A 17,335-nucleotide genomic window follows, 5' to 3' on the forward strand; every position below is an offset into this window, starting at 1 on the left:
TTAAGGCAATTGACTCTCGTATTTTTCTAACTGAAGTTTCGTTGATTTCACTAAGCGAATTGTTGCTTTTGTGGCTGGGGTTTCGATGTCTATTTTTTATAAGAATTATTTGTATTTTTTCGCAGTTGCTAAATATTTCTTGAGTGTTGATTTTTTATAAGCTGGTTTCTTCTAGGTATACGCAAAGCTCTTTTCCGATTTTTGAAATGGATTCTGCGAATCCTAGTTTGTCAGTGGTGGAGTAGGAGCTCTTTGAATAGTCGTCCGCAACATTTTTTATTTCATTAAGAAAAGAATTTGCAGAGGATTTTTCGATTTTTCCAGAGAGCTCATGTATCTTCTGGATGATTGCTTCTTTGGTTTTGAATGAAAGTTTAATTAATTCTGGTATTTGTTGGTTCATAATCTTCGCTTAATAAAAAAGCCCCGCACTAGGCGGGGCTTTTAGTTTCTCTCGCTACCCCGAACATCCGTACTCAGGTAAAGCGCTTGTAATCTGTCCTAACGGTCTAGACCCAGGAATCAGTCCCAGCTCAACGCACCACCAGTCTGATACTCGATCACGCGAGTCTCGAAGAAGTTCTTCTCCTTCTTCAGGTCCATGATCTCGCTCATCCACGGGAACGGGTTGTTGGTACCCGGATATTCCTCTTTCAGGCCGATCTGAGTCAGGCGGCGGTTGGCGATGAACTTGAGGTAGTCCTCCATCATGGCCGCGTTCATGCCCAGTACGCCGCGAGGCATGGTGTCACGCGCGTATTCGATCTCCAGCTGGGTGCCCTGCAGGATCATCTGGGTCGCTTCGTCCTTCATCTGGGCGTCCCACAGATGCGGGTTCTCGATCTTGATCTGGTTGATCACGTCGATACCGAAGTTCAGGTGCATGGATTCGTCGCGCAGGATGTACTGGAACTGCTCGGCGGTGCCGGTCATCTTGTTGCGGCGGCCCATGGAGAGGATCTGGGTGAAGCCGCAGTAGAAGAAGATGCCTTCCAGAACGCAGTAGTAGGCGATCAGGTTGCGCAGGAACTGGCGGTCGGTTTCCGGGGTGCCGGTTTCGAACTTCGGATCGGAGATCGAGCGGGTGTACTTGAGGCCCCAGGAGGCCTTCTTCGCCACGCTCGGGATCTCGTGGTACATGTTGAAGATCTCGCCTTCATCCATGCCCAGCGACTCGATGCAGTACTGGTAGGCGTGGGTGTGGATCGCTTCCTCGAAGGCCTGGCGCAGGATGTACTGGCGGCACTCGGGGTTGGTGATCAGGCGGTACACGGCCAGCACTAGGTTGTTGGCAACCAGGCTGTCGGCGGTGGAGAAGAAGCCGAGGTTGCGCTTGACGATGCGGCGCTCGTCTTCGCTGAGGCCATCCTTGCTCTTCCACAGAGCGATGTCGGCGTTCATGTTCACTTCCTGCGGCATCCAGTGGTTGGCGCAACCATCCAGATACTTCTGCCAGGCCCAGTCGTACTTGAAGGGTACGAGCTGGTTGAGGTCGGCGCGGGCGTTGATCATCTGCTTGTCGCCGACCTGTACGCGGGCGGCCGAGCCTTCCAGATCGTCCAGGCCTTCCTGGATGTCCAGGTCGTTCAGGGCCTTCTTGGCGCGAGCGACGGCGTCGGAGTCGTCGGCGGAGACGGCGCGGGCGTCTTCCACGGAGCCGGCGGCATCGTTGTCCAGTTTGTCGATAGCGGCGCCTACTACCGGAGCGGTGCCTTTGGTGGCGGCTTCTGCGCCGTCTTCCTTATCGAATTCGTCCCAGCTGAGCATGGTGGTCTCCTGCTTGGTCATCGGGCCGGGTTCTGTACGGCCTGTATGAGTATCCAGTAATTCTGATTATGTTCCGTTGCGATCTGCACGCAAGGGTTTGAGCCGTGCCACCCGACTGGTGGCGCCCAGGTCCGCAGGGCGGGCGAGGGGAGATGTTCTTGGGGCTGGTTTCCCTCACCCCTGGCCCCTCTCCCGAGGGGAGAGGGGAAACAAACGGTCCGGGTCGCTTTTGGCTTTTACCTCGGCAACTCGGTGCAAGCGCGAAGCTGAGTGAGCGCTAGGCGCCTGGCTGGTCCGAGCCCCTGAGCGTGCTAGTGCACGTGATGGGGGCGGACCTGCCGGGCAATAACGCGGGCGTCGCTCGGATTCGTGCGCTTATTGGCACGCTTCGCAGTCAGGCTGGTCGATGGCGCAAGCCTTCGGTACCGGAGCCGGACCGGCCAGGGCGGCGAAGTTGCCTTCGTCGATCGCACCACTGGACACGGCGTTGAGCTTGCCGGTGTTGATGGTGGACTTCTCGGTGCTGGTCGCGGCCAGGGCACGGAGGTAATAGGTGGTTTTCAGACCACGGTACCAGGCCATGCGGTAGGTCACGTCCAGCTTCTTGCCCGAGGCGCCGGCGATGTACAGGTTCAGCGACTGAGCCTGGTCGATCCATTTCTGGCGACGGCTGGCGGCATCGACGATCCACTTGGTGTCGACTTCGAACGCGGTGGCGTACAGGTCTTTCAGATCCTGCGGGATGCGCTCGATCTGCTGTACGGAGCCGTCGTAGTACTTCAGGTCGTTGACCATGACCGGGTCCCACAGGCCGCGGTTCTTCAGGTCGCGTACCAGGTAGGGGTTGATCACTGTGAATTCGCCGGAGAGGTTCGATTTCACGTACAGGTTCTGGTAGGTCGGTTCGATCGACTGCGACACGCCAATGATGTTGGAGATGGTCGCGGTCGGCGCGATGGCCATGATGTTGGAGTTACGGATGCCTTTCTTCACGCGCTCGCGGATCGGCGCCCAGTCCAGCGATTCGGACAGGTCGACGTCGATGTACTTCTGGCCACGGGCCTCGATCAGGATCTGCTGGGAGTCCAGCGGCAGGATGCCTTTGGACCACAGGGAGCCGTCGAAGGTGGAGTAGCTGCCGCGCTCGTCGGCCAGGTCACAGGAAGCCTGGATCGCGTAGTAGCTGATCGCTTCCATGGACTTGTCGGCGAACTCGATGGCCGCGTCGGAGCCGTAGGCGATGTGCTGCAGGTACAGGGCGTCCTGGAAGCCCATCAGGCCGAGGCCGACCGGACGGTGCTTGAGGTTGGAGTTACGTGCCTGCGGTACCGAGTAGTAGTTGATGTCGATGACGTTATCGAGCATGCGCACAGCGGTCTTCACGGTGCGGCCGAGTTTCTCGGTGTCCAGCTTGCCGTCGACGATGTGGTTGACCATGTTGATCGAGCCCAGGTTGCAGACTGCGATCTCGTCCTTGTTGGTGTTCAAGGTGATCTCGGTGCACAGGTTCGAGCTGTGGACCACGCCCACGTGCTGTTGCGGGCTGCGCAGGTTGCACGGGTCCTTGAAGGTCAGCCACGGGTGGCCGGTTTCGAACAGCATGGACAGCATCTTGCGCCACAGGTCTTTGGCGGCGATGGTCTTGAAGACCTTGATCTTGCCGTACTGGGTCAGGGCTTCGTAGTACTCGTAGCGCTCTTCGAAGGCCTTGCCGGTCAGGTCGTGCAGGTCCGGCACTTCGGACGGGGAGAACAGGGTCCACTGGCCGTCGTCGAACACGCGCTTCATGAACAGGTCCGGAATCCAGTTCGCGGTGTTCATGTCGTGGGTACGGCGGCGGTCGTCACCGGTGTTCTTGCGCAGTTCGAGGAATTCCTCGATGTCCAGGTGCCAGGTTTCCAGGTAGGCGCAGACGGCGCCTTTGCGCTTGCCACCCTGGTTCACGGCCACGGCGGTGTCGTTGACCACTTTGAGGAAGGGTACGACGCCCTGGGATTTGCCGTTGGTGCCCTTGATGTAGGAGCCCAGCGCGCGCACCGGCGTCCAGTCGTTGCCCAGGCCGCCGGCGAATTTCGACAGCATGGCGTTGTCGTGGATGGCGCCGTAGATGCCCGACAGGTCGTCCGGCACGGTGGTCAGGTAGCAGGAGGACAGCTGCGGGCGCAGGGTGCCGGCGTTGAACAGGGTCGGGGTCGACGCCATGTAATCGAACGAGGACAGCAGGTTGTAGAACTCGATAGCGCGTTCTTCACGGTTCTTCGGCTCTTCGATGGCCAGGCCCATGGCCACGCGCATGAAGAACACCTGCGGCAGTTCGAAGCGGATGCCGTCCTTGTGGATGAAGTAGCGGTCGTACAGGGTCTGCAGGCCCAGGTAGGTGAACTGCTGGTCGCGCTCGTGGTTGATGGCGCGGCCCAGTTTCTCCAGGTCGTACTCTTTCAGTTTGGCGTCGATCAGCTCGAACTCGCTGCCTTTTTCCACGTAAGCCGGCAGGGCCTTGGCGTAGAGGTCGGCCATCTCGTGGTGAGTGGCGCTGCTGGCGATGTCGAGGAAGCCCAGGGCCTCGGCGCGGATGTTGTCCATCAGCAGGCGGGCGGTGACGTAGGAGTAGTTCGGCTCACGCTCGACCAGGGTACGGGCGGTCATCACCAGGGCGGTGTTGACATCCTTCTCGGCCACGCCGTCGTACAGGTTCTTCAGGGTCTCGGACTCGATCAGCGCGCCGTTAACCTCGGCCAGGCCTTCGCAGGCCTCGCGGATGATGGTCTGCAGGCGGCCCATGTCCAGCGGCTGCACACTGCCGTCGGCCTTGGTGACGCGGATGCTCGGGTGCGGCTGGGCGACGTCGTCGCTGGCGCTCTTGCGCTTGGAGGCCTGTGCTTCGCGGTAGATCACGTAGTCGCGGGCGACTTTCTGTTCGCCGGCGCGCATCAGGGACAGTTCGACCTGGTCCTGGATCTCTTCGATGTGGATGGTGCCGCCGGACGGCATACGGCGCTTGAAGGTGGCGGTGACCTGCTCGGTCAGGCGCGCGACGGTCTCATGGATACGCGACGAGGCGGCGGCATTGCCACCTTCAACTGCGAGGAACGCCTTGGTGATGGCCACGGTGATCTTGTCGTCGGTGTAGGGCACGACAGTACCGTTGCGCTTGATCACGCGCAGCTGGCCCGGGGCGGTGGCGGCCAGATCCTGACTGGATTCGGCTGCCTGCGGCGCCACGGCCTGCGGGTTCTCGCGAGTTGTGTCGGTGTGCATGAGGTTCTCCACTTCTAATTGGTTTGGACACGCAAGGTGTCTTGTGTTCATTCCCTTGATAAAACGTCGCGACGCCCGGCATTCCGGCCAGACATCGAGAAACTTGCGGCAGTACAGGCTGACTCGGATGCCGTCCTGGCTGCGGACCACCATTGAAGGCGTTTGGCATGACCACTATCTGTAGTGATCGACGCTGCGCGACTTCGTGGTCGTTTAGTGAATACAGGGGGAGTGTTCTACGCGGTCCGTGCTGACCAGCCGCAGCGGTGGCGACTGAGCGGAAATGCTAACGGTAGCGCGCGAATCGAGCCCCTCTGCATTCTTTCTTCTTAGTGTCCCTGGCCTCGGCTGACCACTATATGTTGGGTCGAGGCGCGATGGGGATACAAGATAATGCGCTATCGGGGGCTTTGCAAGGGAGGCGAGGGTGAGCTTTCTGTGGATAACTTGTGGGTGAGTTGTGGGTCGTTTCGCCTGTTCGGGCGGCAGGCCCCGCGAACGCTGGGCTGTACCGTTCGTCGCCCCTGGCGGGCTGTTTTTTCGGCATGTGAAATGCCCTGAAACCTTGCGGACCCTAACACAATATGTAGTGTTTCTGGCATGCGCTGTGCTAACCGGTTTCGGTTGTTACAATGCCGCCACTTATGGCGTATCCGCTGGAGAGAGTTCGTGGAGCAAGAAGCCTGGCAGATCCTGATCGTCGAGGATGATCAGCGGTTGGCGGAGCTGACCCAGGAATACCTGCAGGGCAATGGTCTGCAGGTGGCGATCGAGTCCGATGGTGCACGAGCGGCGGCGCGCATCCTCAAGGAGCAGCCGGACCTGGTGGTACTCGACCTGATGCTGCCGGGCGAGGATGGGCTTTCCATCTGTCGCAAGGTGCGTGGCCAGTACAACGGCCCGATCCTGATGCTCACCGCCCGTACCGATGATATGGACGAGGTGCTCGGCCTGGAGATGGGCGCCGACGACTATGTGTGCAAGCCGGTGCGCCCGCGCGTGTTGCTGGCGCGCATCCGCGCCTTGCTGAGACGCAGCGAGGGGGGGGCGGAGGTGCCGCCGGTGGAGAACCTGCGCCGCCTGGAGTTCGGCCCGCTGGTCATCGACAGTGCTCTGCGCGAGGCCTGGCTGCGCGACGCGGGCATCGAGCTGACCAGTGCCGAGTTCGACCTGCTCTGGCTGCTGGCGGCCAACGCCGGACGCATTCTCTCCCGCGAAGAGATATTCACCGCCCTGCGCGGCATCGAGTACGACGGCCAGGATCGCTCCATCGATGTACGCATCTCGCGCATTCGTCCGAAGATCGGTGACGACCCCATGCATCCGCGGTTGATCAAGACCGTGCGCAGCAAGGGCTACCTGTTCGTCGCCGAGGCCGCCAGCGCCCTGCAATGAACACCATCTTCCTGCGCATCTACGGCGGGATCATCGCCTCTCTGGTGCTGGTCGCACTGCTTGGGGTCGGTGCCCTGCAGCTGACCAACGAGGTGCGCAGTGACCTGTACCGCGAGCAACTGGCACGCGGCACATTCCGCCTGATGGCGGACAACCTGCAGCCGATGGCACCGCTGGATCGCCGTCGGGCGTTGACTACCTGGAGCCGCCTGATCGGCGTTTCCCTGGAGTTGCAGGACCTTTCCGCCGAGCCGCTGGACGGCCGTGCCCGGGGGCGCCTGCTGCGTGGCCAGGTGCTGGTGGAACAGACGGGTCCGCATGCCGCACGGGTCTATGCCCTGGTCAGCGCGAAGGAAAGGCTGGTGCTGAGCACCGAGGTGGAGCAGATCAGCGAGCAACTGGCGCGCGCCACCGTCTACCTGCTGATGGATGAACTGGTGCGCTCGCCCATTGTCGAGCAGCCGAAGCGGCTGGCTGCGCTGAAGGACGAGAAGCAGTTCGGCTTCGACCTGCGCCTGGTGACGTTGGAAAAGGTCGACCTGGACGAGGATCAGCAGCGCCGTGTCGATGAAGGCGATACCGTATTGGCTCTGGGCAAGGGCGGCGACTCGATCCGGGTGATCGCCGGCATGGTCGGTACGCCCTGGGTTCTGGAGGTTGGCCCGATCTACCAGATGAATCCCTATCCGACCGAGTTGCTGGTGTTGATCGGGGTGCTCGGTCTGACGCTCACCGGGTGCATTCTCTACCTGTTGGTGCGGCGCCTGGAGCGTCGCTTGCAGGCGCTGGAGGACGCCGCCGCCCATCTGGCCAGTGGCCGCCTGGATGCTCGCGCGCCAACCCAGGGTGCCGACTCGGTGGGGCGGCTGGCGTCCACCTTCAACGCCATGGCCGAGCAGCTGCAGCGCCTGCTCAGCGTGCAGCGGGAAATGGTCCGCGCGGTATCCCACGAGTTGCGCACGCCGGTGGCGCGCCTGCGCTTCGGCCTGGAGATGATCGGCGATGCCCACAGCGACGAGGCGCGGCGCAAGTACATGGAAGGCATGGACGGCGACATCCAGGAGCTGGACAAGCTGGTCGACGAGATGCTGGTCTACGCCCGCCTGGAGCAGGGCTCGCCAGAGCTGAACTATCAGTGTGTGGACCTGCGAGCCATGCTCGACCAGGTGATCGGCGAGCTGGCGCCGTTACGCGCCAGTATCCGCGTCGACCGCGGGCAGTGCCATGATGCCCCGGACGGGAGTGCGCTGGTGGAGGCGGAGCCGCGCTACCTGCACCGTGCGTTGCAGAATCTGGTGAGCAATGCGATGCGCCACGCCGAGTCGAGGGTTCGCCTGACCTACAGCGTCGGCGAGGAGCGGTGCCGGGTGGATGTCGAAGATGACGGCCCCGGGGTACCGGAGGAGGCCTGGGAGCACATCTTCACGCCCTTCCTGCGGCTGGACGACAGCCGCACCCGGGCCTCCGGTGGCCATGGGTTGGGGCTCTCCATCGTGCGGCGCATCATCTACTGGCATGACGGTCGCGCGTATGTCGGGCGCAGTGCTGGCCTGGGTGGCGCGCAATTCAGCCTGATATGGCCGCGTCAGCAGAGCAAGCCGGCGCCAGCGGACCTCAGAACTTCTCGTTGAGACCCAGGTAGCGCCACTGGCCGACCGGCAGCTTGGCCAGTCCGGTACGGCCGAAGCGCAGGCGGCGGACGCCTTGCACCTGCAGGCCGACGCTCTCGCACATGAAGCGCAATTGCCCCGGCTGCACGGCCTTGATGGCGAAGCGCAGGCGCGTCTCGCTCTGCCAGCTGACCTTGCATGGCGGGAGGGTCGCACCCTTGTAGCTGAGGCCGAAAGCCAGGCGCTTGAGGCCCTTTTCATCCAATGAGCCGGTGACGTCGACCAGAAACTCCTGCTCCAGCGTCGCCCCCTTTTCCTTGAACAGGCGCACAACCGCATGGCTCTGACTGAACACCAGCAGGCCACTGGCATCGGTTTCCAGCGGGGTCAGCAGTTCCAAGCGGCGCAAATGGCGATTCAGCGGGCGAATGCCGCTGGCGTCTTCGCTCCAGTGGTGCGTGTGGCTGAGCAACTGCTGCGTGGAGTTGGCTCCCAGCCCGCAACCGAGGCCGACCGGTTTGTGCAGCAGCAGCGTGATCGGCGGCTGGGTCTCGGCCTTGGCCCCTGGCAGCAGCACGACCTTCTCGTTCAGTACCGGGTGCTGGGGTTCCTCGATCACCTGGCCATCCACCGTGACCCAGCCTCCCTCGATGTACAGCTCGGCTTCGCGCCGAGAGCAGGATGTTTGCTGGATCAGGCGCTTGGAAAGGCGTTCGGCTTCGGTCATGTCGGCGGGTGTCACATCAGGAAATGAAAGGCATTGTACCTGGCCTGGGGTGCGAGCCGGGATTGGGCTACAAGGTTAGCCTTCGAAGAGGAGCGACGACATGAGACAGACGATTCTGTGTGTGGCCGCCAGCGCGCTGCTCGGCCTGGGCTTGCCGGCAATGGCCGTGGCCGAGAAAGAGAGTGAGCTGGAGTTGAAGGAGGTGGTGGGCGGCCTGGAACATCCCTGGGGCCTGGCCTTCCTGCCGGACGGCAAGGGCAGCCTGATCACTGAGCGCCCCGGACGGCTGCGCTGGCTGAACGACCAGGGGCGGCTAGGTAGCGCGCTGAGCGGCGTGCCGAATGTGTATGCGCGAGGGCAGGGCGGTTTGCTGGACGTAGCCCTGTCGCCGCAGTTCGCCAGCGATCGCCTGGTTTACCTGAGCTACGCCGAGTCGGACGAGGATGGCGAAAAGGCCGGCACCGCGGTCGGTCGTGGGCGGCTCAAGGATGACATGAGCGGCCTGGAGGGTTTCCAGGTCATCTTTCGCCAGGAGCCCAAGTTGTCCGAGGGCGTTCACTTCGGCTCGCGCCTGGCATTCGACCGCGAGGGCTTCCTCTTCGTCACCCTGGGTGAAAACAACCAGCGCTCCACGGCTCAGGACCTGAACAAGCTGCAGGGCAAACTGGTACGGCTGAAGCCCGGTGGCAGCGTGCCGGACGATAATCCATTCGTCGGCAAGGCTGGAGCGAGGGCGGAAATCTGGTCATACGGCCACCGCAACCCGCAGGGATTGGCGGTGAATCCGTGGAATGGCCAGCTCTGGCTGCACGAGCACGGCCCGCGCGGCGGCGACGAGATAAACATCCCGCAGAAGGGCTTGAACTACGGTTGGCCGAAGGCCACCCATGGGGTCAACTACAGTTTCTTGCCGATTCCCGAGGCCGAAGGCGAGACGGTGGCCGGCACCGAAGCTCCGCACCATGTATGGAAGAAGTCGCCGGGCATTTCAGGCATGGCCTTTTATGCCGCCGAGCGCTTCCCTGCCTGGCAGCACAGCCTGTTCATCGGCGCGCTGGCCCAGCCCGGTCTGATCCGCCTGCCGCTGGACGGCGACAAGGTGGGCCAGGAGGAGCGGTTGCTGGAAGACAGGGGGTGGCGCATTCGCGATGTGCGCCAGGGACCAGATGGCTATCTCTACCTGCTGACCGATGCGCCGGACGGCAAGTTGATCAGGCTGGGGCTGCAGAGGCCGTAGCAGCCGAGCAGGGTAGGCATGCCGTGCCTTGCTCGGCTTGCGACTTCAGTGCGCGGCCGCATCCATCGCCGTGTCCGGCACCTGTGAGGCGACCAGCTCCGGCGGCAGTGGCTCGGTCACCACGCTGAAGTCGCTGATGCGGATGGCGCCGCGGCCTTCTCCGAGAAGATGGAAAGAGAAGGCCTTGCGCGTCTCCGGGTTGTCGAAGTCGAAGCTCAATTCCACGCTTTCGCCGCGCTTGAGTGCCGGTAGTGCGGGGATAGTCAGGCTATTGTTGCGGTCGAACTCCTTGGTCAGCAGGCGTAGTGCAGCACCGTTGCGGTCCAGGCGCACGGCCTCGATCTTCAGGGTCACGCGGGTGCGGGTGCCCTTGGGCATCTCCAGGTACTGGGCGCCGATCAGGTTGTCCGCCCAGTCGTCGCGCGACTCGAGCTTGAGGTCGATGCGTTCGCGGTTGGCGAACTGGTAGCGTTGGCCGATCTGCCCGCCGGTGATCGACTGGTCGAGCAGGGTGGCGCGCTGGCTGACCAGACGCGCCTGGCGTCCGCTGACGCGACCCAGGTACTTGGCATGGTCGGCGATGAAGCCGCTGCTCTCATAGCGCCGGCAGACCTGCTGGAAATTGCACTCGGTGAATACCTTGCCGTCGTGCTGGCGCAGTAGCCCGTTGGTGTAGGACATGATCTCGCGCGGGGTGCTGTAGTCGCGGAACAGCGAGCGGCCGGCGATGTTGTCCGGCACCGGCAGGTCGAAGTAGTCCAGCACCGACGCGGTCAGGTCGACATGGCCATACACGCCTGGTTTCACCCTGGGCAGTTTTTCTGCATCCGGCGCCAGCACCAGGTTGAAGCCCCAGGCCGAGGCCAGGCGCACGTTCTCCAGGCCGTGGGACTCGTCGGAGGTGACGATGACCAGTGTGTCCTTGAGCACACCCTGTTTTTCCAGTGCGTCGAGGAAGTCACCCACCGCGTCGTCCAAGTAGCCGATTGCTGCCTGCTTGGCGGTGGGGAAGCGTTCCAGATACTCCGCGGGTGCGGAGTAGGGCTGGTGGGTGCCAACGGTGAGCAGAGTGAGCATCCATGGGCGCTCGTTGCTGCGCAGCTGTTTGACGTACTTCAGCGCGCCCTCGAAGTAGGCCTTGTCGTCCATGCCCCAGGGGAATTCCAGGTAGGGCTTGTTCTTGAACCAGTCACGCCCGTTGGTCTTCTCGAAGCCCATGTGCGGCATGATCTGATCCTTGGCCATGAAGCGCAGCCCTGCACCCTGCAGGAAGTGGGTACGGAAGCCCATGGTGCGCAGCTGGTGCGGCAGGCACTGCAAGTTGCGGGTCTGACTGTTGAGCAGCTCGACCCCCTTGGGTGTGCCTGAGTCCAGCTTGCTGTAGTCGCCGCAGAGCATGGCGTAAAGGCCGCGGATGGTCTGGTGGCTGTGCAACACGTAGTCCGGTGTGGTCATGCTGCGCTCGGCCCACTCGCTGAGGCGTGGCATCAGGTCTTCTTCGTAGTTGCTGCCGATCAGCTGGCGGTTCTTGGCGATGTACGCGCCGGGGATGCCTTCCAGGGTGATGATCAGTACGTTGCGTGCCTTGCCGCCGCCCGGAAGTAGCGGCTTGCCGGACAGGTCCAGCTTGCTCAGGCCGTCAATGTCCGGCGGCAGTCCGGACTCCTCGCCCGCGTACCAGTCCTCGACGGCCATACGCGCGCGGCTGGAGCCCTCGGCCAGCAGCTTGTGCGGCAGGTTGAACAGGTGCCACTGGTCATCCTCGCTGGGTTCCATGTACTGGTCGGCGGCGTGGCTGAACAGCAGGGCTGCGGGCAGCATGTAGGCGTAGCGTGAAATCTTCGGACCGCGGCGGCGGCCCAGCAGCAGGCAGGCCAGCACGGCCACGACCAGAGCGCCGGCCAGAATCGGATAGCGGATGCCGCCACCCTGGGTGGACTGGCTGACGAATTGAGGGTCGCTCAGGTACTTGAGGTCGCTGGGTTCCGGCATGCGGCCCACGGCGTTGACCAGTTCGGCGTTGCCGACCAGCAAGAGGGCCCAGGCGATGCCGAGTGGTGCCGCGAGAAACGGGCGGCGATAGCAAAGCACGAGAAGCAGGCTGCCGATGCCCAGGTCGGAGACATAGCCTGGCCAGCTCGACCAGCCCAGCCAGTAGCGTGCGGCGATGGGCAGTATGAGGAACAGCAGGCCGAGGGCGAGAAGCGACGCGGCAGGGTACGGCAGCCAACGGCTCGAAAGGCGCACAGGAGCTCCTGAGATAGGGCAGCGAGAGTCCGTGTTATTCAGACAAATGGAAAGGGCCGTAGTTGCGGCCTGCCATGATTCTGAAACATGCCCGTGCTAGATGCCAGTGGGGCACATGGCAAGCCGTTGAGCCTGGCCAGCCATCTTGGTGCCAAACGGGAGGCGAAAGCCGCCCTAGCGCAGCGGTAGCGGGTGCTTTGCGCTGCTGTTGCCGAGGTTTTTCCCCATCGATCTGACGCGTAGCAGATTGTAAGCAGGTTCTACGGGTAGAATGCCGGCCTCTGTGAATTAGGTGACGACCATGGCTCTGATCGGGCGCTACAACTCTCTGCCGGTGGCCAAGGTGGCCGACTTCGGCCTGTTTCTCGACGGCGGCGCCGACGGCGAGATCCTCCTGCCCAAGCGCTATATCCCCAAGGGCGAGCCCTGCGAGGTTGGTGATTGGCTCAACGTGTTCATTTATTTGGATAGCGAAGACCGCCTGATCGCCACCACCGAGAAGCCTAAGCTGCAGGTAGGAGGCTTTGCCAGCCTGAAGGTGGTCGATATCAATCGCATCGGGCTGTTCTTCGACTGGGGACTGTCCAAGGACCTGCTGATGCCGCACTCCGAGGAGAAGCGACCGCTGCAGGTCGGTGATTACTGCGTGGTGCATGCCTATCTCGACCGTAGCCGGCGCATTACCGCTACCGCGCGGTTGGACCGTTACCTGGACAAGACGCCGGCCAACTATCAGGTCGGTCAGGAAGTTGACTTGCTGGTGGTGGAGCAGACCGACCTGGGCTTCAAGGCCATCATCAACGGCCAGCACTGGGGCCTGGTTCACAAGAACGAGGTGTTCAAGTTCCTGCGGGGGGGCTCCCTGGAGAAGGGGTTCATCAAGGAGTTGCGTGACGACGGCAAGATCAGCCTGAGTCTGCAGCCGATAGGACAGCAGGCTCGTGACGAGCTGTCCGAGCTGATCCTCACGCGCCTGCGCGAAGCCGGCGGTAGCCTGGCGCTGTCCGACAAGAGTCCGCCGGAGTCCATCAGCAAGGTTTTCGGTGTGAGCAAGGGCAACTTCAAGAAGGCCATCGGCGGGCTGTTCAAGCAGGGCCTGATCCGCATTCACGACGACCGTATCGAACTGGTCTGAGTGTCAGTCGGAGTGCCGGGCAAGGAAGTCGGCGATGGCTTCCAGCACCCGTTCCGGCTGTTCTCGGTGCGGCAGGTGTCCGCACGGCAGGACGAGCGTTTCGGCCGGGCCAACCGCCAGCGCGGTGATGCGTTCGGGATGGCGTAGCGAGCCATACTCGTCCTCACTGCCGTGGATGGCCAGGAGCGGGCACTGCACTTGCGACAGCACTGCATCCAGACACCAGTCACGAAAATTGTCAGCCAACCAGCTGTTCACCCAGGCATCGAGTACCCAGGTGGCCCTGTCTCCGTGGTAGCGCTCCAGGCGGGCGAGTTGTTCCGGCTGGGAGAATGACTGGCGGGCGGCGCGAATACCTTGCAGCGTACGCTCCTCGACAAAGGCTTGGGCCGACAGGGTGATCAGCGCCATGCAGTGCCCGGCAGATGCTGCCGCACAGTACGCCGCCATGGCACCGCCCACGCTGTGACCGAGGACGGCGAAGCGGTTGACGTGGAAGTGCCGGATAGTCGCCGCGAACCCATCGTGTGCCTCGGCCGCGATGAAGCTGCTGTTCAGTTGATGAGGATGCGCGGCAGAGCGGCCGAAGCCAGGGCGGTCATAGGCGATCACTTCGCGCCCAGTGGCCTCGGCCAGACTCCGTGGGAAGTCGCGCCACAGCTCGACGCATCCCAGCGAGTCGTGCAGCAGTACCAGTGCTGCGTCCGAGCGTACGGTCCGAGGGTGCCAACGCCTGGCGAATAGGCGGCCGGTGTTGCTTTCGATCCAGGCTTCTTCTGTCATCGCGGCGGCAACCGGTAGGCCGACGCAGTGAGCAGTGCGATCCGGTTGTGTTCGGCGTCACTGACGCTGACTAGGTAGTGGGCCAGTCGGCCGGAAGCGCTGACCAGCTCGGCCCGGGCAGTCAGCTCGTCGCCCATGGCCCGATTGAGATAGCGGATTTCGGCCTGCAGCCCAATGTAGGTGGCCTCGGTGGCATTGCAGGCGGAAGCGAAGGCGATGTCGGCCAGGGCGAAGATCACCGCACCGTGCGGAGTGCCCAGGCCATTGCGATGGGCTTCGCTGATACGCATGCGGCAGCTTGCGCCGTCGAAGGTGCTTTCCAGCGACTCCACGCCCCGCAGCTGGGCGAAGCAGTCTCTGACGGTGTAGGGCTGTGTATGCATGTGTCTGACTCCGATGGCGATGGGGTCGATCCTATTGGCTTGGCCGAGGGCGCAGGAACTGCCGATCAGGTTAAGCTGTAGTCCGATCGGGCCATGAGGAACCCCATGAAGCGCATCGCCATACTCGCCTTTCCCGGCTGCTGGGCCATGAGCCTGTACTCAGCCAGGGACTTCTTTCGCATCGTTGCTCTGCTGGAGGCGCATGTCGGCCTGGGCCATGGCTATGAGATACAGGTGCTCACCGAGGACGGTGAGGCGGTAGATAGCGCCAGTGGCTCCGCCATCGAAGTGGATGGCCGGATGCTGCCGGACGATGTCTTTGACCTTGTGATAGTCCCTGCGGTAGAGGGGCCGCGTATCGGCGAGCTGCTGGAGCGTTCGAGGGCGAGGATCGACTGGCTGACCGCGCATCTGCGTCGCGGCTGTCCGGTCCTGGCCTTGACCACCGGCAGCTGCCTGCTGGCAGCCACCGGGCTGGTGGACGGTACTTCGCTGGCGACTCATTGGGCCTATCTGCGTCGTTTGCAGACACTGTTCCCACGCTGCCGCTTCACCGTTCACGAGTCCTATGTGCAGATTGGTCAGGTCTATAGCGCCGGCTCGTTGAATGGTGGGTTCGATGCGTTGCTGGCAATGGTGGCGCAGGATCGTGGTGATCCGTTCTCCCAGCTGTGCGCCGCCCACCTGCTGGTGTCCGAACCGCGTCGGTTGCAGCCGTTGCTGCCTGGCTATCGCAACCACGATGACGAGGCGGTGTTGCGCGTACAGGAGTGGATCGAGGTGCATCATGCCGAGCCCTTGCGCATAGAGGCGCTGGCTCGGCGCTTCGGCTTCAGCGAGCGCAACCTGAAGCGGCGTTTTCAGGGCGCCACGCGTATCGCACCCACCCAATACTTGCAGCGGGTGCGAATCGACAAGGCGAAGAAGCTATTGATCGCCTCACGCCTGAGTATTAAGGAGATCGCTTACGAGGTGGGCTACGAGAATGCCAGCTTCTTCGTGCGTCTATTCAAGCGCGAGTTGGGCTGCACGCCTGCCCAATGGCGGCAGAACACGGGAGCGCCAGCCGCCTGACTCAGGGCTTGCGCGCCACCAGCACGGCACGGGTTGGCGCCGGCAATCCCTCGATGGTACGGCCATGGTCGGCCGGATCGAGAAAGTCCGGCAGCGACTGGAAGCGCATCCAGTCGGTAGCGCGCTGTTCTTCCAAGCTGGTGATGGAAACGTCCACACACTGCACATCGATGAAGCCGGCGCGGCGCAGCCACAGCTCCAGTGCCGGGACCGAGGGCAGGAACCAGACGTTACGCATCTGCGCATAGCGGTCCTCGGGCACCAGGACCTGCTGGGCATCGCCCTCGACCACCAGGGTCTCCAGCACCAGCTCGCCACCTTTGAGCAGGCAGTCCTTGAGCTCAAGCAGGTGGTCGATGGGTGAGCGGCGGTGGTAGAGCACGCCCATGGAGAATACGGTGTCGAAGCCTTCCAGCCTGGCCGGCAGCTCTTCCAGCGCCAATGGCAGGTGCCAGGCCGGCGAGTCGGGCAGATAGTTTTTGACGGCGAGGAATTGGTTGAGGAACAACCAGTTGGGATCTACGCCGACCACCGCTCTGGCGCCAGCACCGAGCATGCGCCACATGTAGTAGCCGTTGCCGCAGCCAACGTCGAGGATGCGTTTGCCGGCCAGGTCCAGGTGTGGAGCGACCCGCTCCCACTTCCAGTCCGAGCGCCACTCGGTGTCGACATGCACGCCGAACAGATCGAATGGGCCCTTGCGCCAGGGGATCAGCCCCTGCAGAGCGCTTTTCAGAGCGGCGCGGGTGGTTTCGTCGCAGATGCCGTCCAGGCGCAGGGCGGTGCGCAGCTCGGCTATCTCGGCGGTCAGCTCAGGCAGCTTCTCGACGGCGGCGAACCAGCGCTCCAGGTCGCCGTGGCCGACGGCCAGCTTGGCGTCGAGCAGGGCAGGTAGGCCGGCGGCCCAATCCTGCAACGGCGTGCCCGCCAGCTGCTGTTGCAGGGCGTCGAGGTCGAGGCGGGAGAAGATCATGGCAGGGCGATCAGTGAGGCGAAGTTGAGGCACTGGAACCAGGGCACGACTTTGGAGAAACCGGCGGCCAGCAGTCGCTCGCGGTGCAGTTCCAGGCTGTCCGGCTTCATCACGTTCTCGATGGCGCTGCGTTTCTGGGCGATCTCCAGCTCGCTGTAGCCATTGGCGCGCTTGAAAGCCAGGTGCAGTTCGCCGAGCAGTTCGTGCTCGGCTTCATCTTCGAAACGCAGCTTCTCCGAGAGGATCAGCGCGCCGCCAGGCAGCAGGGCCTGGCGGATGCGGCTCAGCAGCTCCTGACGCTGTTCGGGGGCGACGAACTGCAGGGTGAAGTTCAGTGCCACCAGCGAGGCGGGCTGGAAGTCGAGGGCGAGGATGTCGGCCTCGATCACTTCCACCGGTAGCAATTCCTGGAACATCGCATCCTGGGCGTGAAGGTACTCGGAGCAGCGCTCGACCATGGCGTGGGAGTTGTCCACAGCGATCACCCGGCAGTCATCGGTGCGCACGTGACGGCGCAGGGCCTGGGTGACTGCGCCGAGGGAGCAGCCGAGGTCGTACAGGGCGGTGTGCGGCTGGGCGAACTGTGCGGCGAGCACGCCGAGGTTTTCGACGATGGTAGGGTAGCCCGGCACCGAGCGCTTGATCATGTCCGGGAAGACCTTGGCCACGTCCTCGTTGAAGACGAAGTCCGGCACCTGGTCTTGGGGCTGGGCGAAGAGTCGGTCGGGCTGCTGCTTCACGTCGGT

At 62.9% G+C, this 17,335-nt stretch carries 13 protein-coding genes; 5 read left to right on the forward strand and 8 right to left on the reverse strand.

From position 1 onward, the window contains the following. Window positions 1-522: 522 nt before the first annotated feature. Together IB234_RS17595 and IB234_RS17600 are read right to left on the reverse strand one after the other, a co-directional pair. Entirely contained in the window at window positions 523-1,767 is a 1,245-nt protein-coding gene (locus tag IB234_RS17595; RefSeq protein ID WP_192321004.1) for a ribonucleotide-diphosphate reductase subunit beta, read from the reverse strand. A 375-nt stretch (window positions 1,768-2,142) separates the two neighbouring features. Beyond that, entirely contained in the window at window positions 2,143-5,025 is a 2,883-nt protein-coding gene (locus IB234_RS17600; RefSeq protein WP_192320308.1) for a ribonucleoside-diphosphate reductase subunit alpha, read from the reverse strand. 669 nt (window positions 5,026-5,694) lie between these two features. Between IB234_RS17600 and IB234_RS17605 the strand changes: the two genes are divergently transcribed. Together IB234_RS17605 and IB234_RS17610 are read left to right on the forward strand one after the other, a co-directional pair. Continuing rightward, complete coding sequence (locus tag IB234_RS17605; RefSeq protein WP_192320310.1) at window positions 5,695-6,420, forward strand: response regulator; 726 nt, start codon at window positions 5,695-5,697, stop codon at window positions 6,418-6,420. Continuing rightward, complete coding sequence (locus IB234_RS17610) at window positions 6,417-8,051, forward strand: ATP-binding protein (RefSeq protein WP_192320312.1); 1,635 nt, start codon at window positions 6,417-6,419, stop codon at window positions 8,049-8,051. The genes IB234_RS17605 and IB234_RS17610 overlap by 4 nt, the downstream gene beginning before the upstream one ends. On the opposite strand, the gene IB234_RS17615 is transcribed toward IB234_RS17610, so the two are convergent. Next, a complete protein-coding gene (locus IB234_RS17615) occupies window positions 8,035-8,757 on the reverse strand; it encodes an rRNA pseudouridine synthase (RefSeq protein WP_192320314.1) in 723 nt (240 codons plus the stop codon). The two genes, IB234_RS17610 and IB234_RS17615, sit on opposite strands and share 17 nt — an antisense overlap. A 100-nt stretch (window positions 8,758-8,857) precedes the next feature. Between IB234_RS17615 and IB234_RS17620 the strand changes: the two genes are divergently transcribed. Further along, window positions 8,858-9,994 (forward strand): PQQ-dependent sugar dehydrogenase, encoded by a 1,137-nt coding sequence (locus IB234_RS17620; RefSeq protein WP_192320317.1) that lies wholly within the window; start codon window positions 8,858-8,860, stop codon window positions 9,992-9,994. A 45-nt stretch (window positions 9,995-10,039) separates the two neighbouring features. On the opposite strand, the gene IB234_RS17625 is transcribed toward IB234_RS17620, so the two are convergent. Then, window positions 10,040-12,241: an LTA synthase family protein gene (locus tag IB234_RS17625; RefSeq protein ID WP_192320319.1), complete on the reverse strand. Its 2,202-nt coding sequence runs from the start codon at window positions 12,239-12,241 to the stop codon at window positions 10,040-10,042. A gap of 301 nt (window positions 12,242-12,542) precedes the next feature. Here IB234_RS17625 and IB234_RS17630 point away from each other — a divergent pair, with 301 nt between their 5' ends. Then, a complete protein-coding gene (locus tag IB234_RS17630) occupies window positions 12,543-13,376 on the forward strand; it encodes a S1 RNA-binding domain-containing protein (protein ID WP_192320322.1) in 834 nt (277 codons plus the stop codon). Window positions 13,377-13,379: 3 nt separating this feature from the next. Here the strand turns inward: IB234_RS17630 and IB234_RS17635 are convergent, their stop codons facing one another. Both IB234_RS17635 and IB234_RS17640 read right to left on the reverse strand, forming a co-directional pair. Continuing rightward, the gene (locus IB234_RS17635) at window positions 13,380-14,159 is read right to left on the reverse strand and encodes an alpha/beta fold hydrolase (protein WP_192320324.1); all 780 of its coding nucleotides are present in this window, start codon (window positions 14,157-14,159) and stop codon (window positions 13,380-13,382) included. After that, a complete protein-coding gene (locus IB234_RS17640) occupies window positions 14,156-14,542 on the reverse strand; it encodes a PaaI family thioesterase (protein WP_192320326.1) in 387 nt (128 codons plus the stop codon). The genes IB234_RS17635 and IB234_RS17640 overlap by 4 nt, the downstream gene beginning before the upstream one ends. Before the next feature lie 105 nt (window positions 14,543-14,647). Between IB234_RS17640 and IB234_RS17645 the strand changes: the two genes are divergently transcribed. Continuing rightward, window positions 14,648-15,616 carry a GlxA family transcriptional regulator gene (locus IB234_RS17645; protein WP_192320328.1) on the forward strand — a complete coding sequence of 323 codons (969 nt, stop codon included), beginning with the start codon at window positions 14,648-14,650 and terminating at the stop codon, window positions 15,614-15,616. A 1-nt stretch (window position 15,617) separates the two neighbouring features. Here the strand turns inward: IB234_RS17645 and cmoB are convergent, their stop codons facing one another. Continuing rightward, a complete protein-coding gene (gene cmoB / locus IB234_RS17650; RefSeq protein WP_192320330.1) occupies window positions 15,618-16,589 on the reverse strand; it encodes a tRNA 5-methoxyuridine(34)/uridine 5-oxyacetic acid(34) synthase CmoB in 972 nt (323 codons plus the stop codon). Further along, the gene (gene cmoA / locus IB234_RS17655; protein ID WP_192320332.1) at window positions 16,586-17,329 is read right to left on the reverse strand and encodes a carboxy-S-adenosyl-L-methionine synthase CmoA; all 744 of its coding nucleotides are present in this window, start codon (window positions 17,327-17,329) and stop codon (window positions 16,586-16,588) included. The genes cmoB and cmoA overlap by 4 nt, the downstream gene beginning before the upstream one ends. Between the last annotated feature and the right edge of the window lie 6 nt (window positions 17,330-17,335).

Source organism: Pseudomonas sp. PDM16, assembly GCF_014851865.1.
In the GTDB taxonomy this organism is placed as follows: Bacteria; Pseudomonadota; Gammaproteobacteria; order Pseudomonadales; family Pseudomonadaceae; genus Aquipseudomonas.